The organism is Streptomyces sp. MnatMP-M17 (genome assembly GCF_900091995.1).
Classification (GTDB): domain Bacteria; phylum Actinomycetota; class Actinomycetes; order Streptomycetales; family Streptomycetaceae; genus Streptomyces.
The window spans coordinates 1-3,951 of sequence record NZ_FMDK01000968.1 but is presented as its reverse complement, the minus strand read 5'-3'; the positions used below and the strand labels follow the sequence as shown (position 1 = coordinate 3,951).

General features: G+C 71.2%; 6 protein-coding genes. 5 read left to right on the top strand and 1 reads right to left on the bottom strand.

From position 1 onward, the window contains the following. The 3 genes from GA0115259_RS34325 to GA0115259_RS43010 all read left to right on the top strand — a co-directional run. Positions 1–1,011, top strand: a 1,011-nt coding sequence (locus GA0115259_RS34325; RefSeq protein ID WP_093604158.1) for an alpha/beta fold hydrolase, incomplete at its 5' end; no start/stop codon positions are given. Next, on the top strand, positions 983–1,621 hold the full coding sequence (tsaE, locus tag GA0115259_RS34320) for a tRNA (adenosine(37)-N6)-threonylcarbamoyltransferase complex ATPase subunit type 1 TsaE (protein WP_093604154.1): 639 nt from the start codon (positions 983–985) through the stop codon (positions 1,619–1,621). The genes GA0115259_RS34325 and tsaE, both read left to right, overlap by 29 nt. A 315-nt stretch (positions 1,622–1,936) precedes the next feature. After that, complete coding sequence (locus GA0115259_RS43010; protein ID WP_370749183.1) at positions 1,937–2,068, top strand: hypothetical protein; 132 nt, start codon at positions 1,937–1,939, stop codon at positions 2,066–2,068. A gap of 34 nt (positions 2,069–2,102) precedes the next feature. On the opposite strand, the gene GA0115259_RS34310 is transcribed toward GA0115259_RS43010, so the two are convergent. Then, positions 2,103–2,666, bottom strand: a complete 564-nt coding sequence (locus tag GA0115259_RS34310) for a hypothetical protein (RefSeq protein ID WP_093604150.1) — start codon at positions 2,664–2,666, stop codon at positions 2,103–2,105. A 103-nt stretch (positions 2,667–2,769) separates the two neighbouring features. On the opposite strand from GA0115259_RS34310, the gene tsaB reads away from it, so the two are divergent. Then, positions 2,770–3,447 carry a tRNA (adenosine(37)-N6)-threonylcarbamoyltransferase complex dimerization subunit type 1 TsaB gene (tsaB, locus tag GA0115259_RS34305; protein ID WP_093604148.1) on the top strand — a complete coding sequence of 226 codons (678 nt, stop codon included), beginning with the start codon at positions 2,770–2,772 and terminating at the stop codon, positions 3,445–3,447. 86 nt (positions 3,448–3,533) lie between these two features. Continuing rightward, a partial coding sequence (locus GA0115259_RS34300; RefSeq protein ID WP_093604156.1) for a GNAT family N-acetyltransferase occupies positions 3,534–3,951 on the top strand: 418 nt, incomplete at its 3' end.

Here is a 3,951-nt window from a genome sequence, read left to right as displayed (position 1 = left end):
GCGGGGGCCGGGCCGGCCGCCAGGTCCGGATCGGGCGCCGTGGCCAAACAGGCTGTCGGCGCCGGCGCGCCATCGCCCGGCTCCCGCCGCCGCCGTCTCTTCGGCCGCAAGGCTCCCGTCCCCGTGACCGTCGTCTTCAGCCACGGCTACTGCCTCAGCCAGGACTCCTGGCACTTTCAGCGCGCCGCCCTGCGCGGACTCGTCCGTACCGTCCACTGGGACCAGCGCAGCCACGGCCGCTCCGCGCACGGTGTCGGCCAGAGCGGTCCCGGCGCCGTTCCCGTCACCATCGAGCAGCTCGGCCGTGACCTCAAGGCCGTGATCGACGCGGCGGCGCCCGAAGGGCCGCTGGTGCTGGTCGGCCACTCCATGGGCGGGATGACGATGATGGCCCTGGCGGACCAGTTTCCCGAGCTGGTACGGGAACGGGTCGTCGGCGTCGCCCTCGTCGGTACGTCCAGCGGAAAGCTCGGCGAGGTCAACTACGGGCTGCCGGTCGCGGGCGTGAACGCCGTACGCCGTGTCCTGCCCGGAGTGCTCAAGGCGCTCGGCTCCCAGGCCGAGCTGGTCGAACGCGGCCGGCGGGCCACCGCCGATCTCTTCGCCGGGCTGATCAAGCGGTACTCGTTCAGCTCGAAGGACGTGGATCCCGCCGTCGTACGGTTCGCCGAGCGGCTGCTTGAGGGCACGCCGATCGATGTGGTCGCGGAGTTCTACCCGGCCTTCACCGACCATGACAAAGTGCAGGCGCTCTCGGTCTTCCTGGAGGTGCCGGCGCTGATCCTGGCGGGCGAGAGCGATCTGATCACTCCCAGCTCGCACAGCGAGGCCATCGCCGATCTGCTGCCGGACGCGGAGCTGGTGCTCGTACCGGACGCCGGGCATCTCGTCATGCTGGAGCATCCCGAGGCCGTCACGGACCGGCTCGCCGACCTGCTCGCAAGGGTGGGCGCGGTGCCGTCGGAGGCTAACGTTGGCAGACATGGAAGCACCGCACAGCCCGGCGGCTGAGACAGCCCTCAGGGCAGCCCGCACCACCGAGCCGGCCCCCGCCACTGAGTCGGCCGACACCGCTGAGACCGCAGCCCGTCCCGGGACGACCCTCTCCGTCGATTCCCCCGAGCGGATGCAGGAGCTGGGCCGCGCGCTCGCCGCCCTGCTCCGGCCGGGTGATCTGGTGATGCTCACCGGCGAACTCGGCGCGGGCAAGACGACGCTGGCCCGTGGCCTCGGCGAGGGCCTCGGCGTCCGTGGCGCCGTCACCTCGCCCACCTTTGTGATCGCGCGCGTCCACCCGTCTCTGGTCGGCGGTCCCGCGCTGGTCCATGTGGACGCGTACCGGCTCGGCGGAGGACTGGACGAGATGGAGGACCTCGATCTTGATGTCTCGCTGCCGGATTCCGTGGTGGTCGTGGAGTGGGGCGACGGCAAGGTCGAGGAGCTGTCGGACGACCGGCTGCGCGTGGTGATCCACCGGGTGGTGGGCGGTGCCGACGGCGAGGCCGCCGGGCACGGGCTGACGGAGCACGGCGAGACGGAGTACGACGACCGGCGCACGGTCACGCTGACCGGGTTCGGCAGCCGCTGGTCGACGACCGATTTCGGAGTGCTCGCACGTTGATCCGGCACTGATCCGGCACTGATCCGGCGCTGGTCGAGCACTGGCTCAGGGCGTGAGCGCGTGGATCCGCCGAACGTTTCCGCGGACTGTTCGGCCAGCCGTTCCGTACGTTCCGACAAGACGTCGGCAAAATGTTGCGCGTGCCATGCCGCGCATGGTCACATGGTAGTGAGACATGGTTAGGCCTGCCTAACTACCTGACCACGCCTGCCCCCGGAGCCTCAGGAGGCATCCATGTCGGCGACAGAGCGCGAAACGCGTCCGCAGTCCCCAGCGCCTCAGCCCCCAGCGCCCCGGTCACCGTCGTCCGTATCCATGAGCGTTCTGCTCGCGTCGTGCGCGGCTGCCTCGGCCGTGTCCACGCCGCCGCGGGAGCCTTCGGCGGTCGCGACGGCGGAGGCCGCCGCGGCGGCAAGGGAGCTGGAGCGGCAGCGGGACGCCGCCTGAGAGACTTCGGCCTACGGGGCTGAAGGGCTGGCGGCTACGGAACGACGACCACGACAGAGCCGACCGTCGCGAACGTCCACACCGCGTTTCCGTCCGCCACCTTCATCCTGACTCCGCCCGTCTTCAGCGTCGGATCGGGGCTGGAGAGCGTGCCGTCCACCGCCGCGCTGAAGCCGATCGACACATCGTTCACGGTCGTGAACCGTACGACATGCTCGACCCGTACTCCGTCCGAGCCCGTGACCGCGCCGGAGCGCGAGGTCACGCGGTACGAGCCGGGCAGCGGGCTGACCGTACTGGGCATGACGGCGAAGCTCCGCGTGGCCTGTTCCTTCTGGTTCACCAGCCACACCCGGCGCTGGCCCAGCGCGTACACGACGCGTGCGCCGGTGCCCGAGTCCTCGGGGATCGCGCGCGGGTCCTTCTTCTTCTGCGCGGGCGCGCCGCCCGAGGCGGGCGGAGAGGCGGACGGCGCGGTGGCGGGCTTCCCGAGGGTGTCGTCGGGAACGTTCGCGGACGCCTGGTAGGCGAGGAAGCCGACCACGGCGATGGCCGCCGCGGTGAGCCCGGCCACGATTCCCGAGCTGCTCCTTGACACCTTGATCCACCTCTCGTACGTATGACTCCGTGGTGACGGTAGCAGCAGCAGGGTGACGGGACGGGGCGCCGTGCCTTGGGCGCCGGAGCCGTAGGCTGTTTGCGTGCTTCTGCTCGCCGTTGATACCGCCACGCCCGCCGTCACCGTCGCTCTCCACGACGGCACCTCCGTCCTGGCCGCGGAGAGTCAGGTCGACGCGCGCCGCCACGGGGAGCTGCTCCTCCCCGCCGTCGACCGCGTCCTCGCCGAGGCCGGGCTGAAACTGGACGCCGTGACGGATGTGGTCGTGGGCGTGGGACCGGGACCGTACACGGGACTGCGTGTCGGGCTGGTCACGGCCCTGACCTTCGGTTCGGCGCTCGGAGTGCCGGTACGCGGGCTCTGCACGCTGGACGGGCTCGCGTACGCCTCCGGGCTCGAAGGGCCGTTCGTGGTGGTGACGGACGCGCGCCGCAAGGAGGTCTACTGGGCGCGGTACGCGGACGCCCGTACGCGGCTGACCGAGCCGGCCGTCGACCGGCCCGCCGATATCGCCGGTCATGAGCATGTGGTGGGAGTGCCGGCCGTGGGCGCCGGCGCGCTGCTCTATCCCGAGGTCTTCCCGGACGCGCGCGGTCCCGAGCACCAGTCGGCCGCAGCGCTGGCGTCGCTGGCGGCGGAGAGACTCGCGGCGGGGGGCTCGTCCAGTCCTGGCAGGGACTTCCTGCCGGCCCTGCCTCTGTACTTGCGCCGCCCGGACGCGCAGGTGCCCAAGAACTACAAGGTGGTCACGCCGAAGTGACCGATGCGACGGACGCGGCAGCCGAGAAGAACAATGACGAAGCGACGGCGGGCGGCGAGACGGCCTCTTCCGTACTCCTGCGTGAGATGCGCTGGTGGGACATCGAGCCGGTGCTCGCCCTCGAACACGAGCTCTTTCCCGAGGACGCCTGGTCGCCGGCCATGTTCTGGTCCGAACTGGCCCACGCGCGCGGTCCACGGGCGACCCGTCACTATGTGGTGGCGACCGAGCCGTCCGGGGCCGGCGGCCGGGACAGGACCGGCGGCCGGATCGTCGGTTACGCCGGACTCGCCGCCGCCGGTGGCCTCGGTGACGTACAGACCATCGCCGCGGCCCGCGACCAGTGGGGCACCGGCCTCGGCTCCCGGCTGCTGACCGATCTGCTCCAGCACGCGACCGCCTTCGAGTGCGAAGAGGTACTGCTGGAAGTGCGGGTCGACAATCTGCGGGCGCAGCGGCTGTACGAGCGGTTCGGCTTCGAGCCGATCGGCTTTCCGCGCGGGT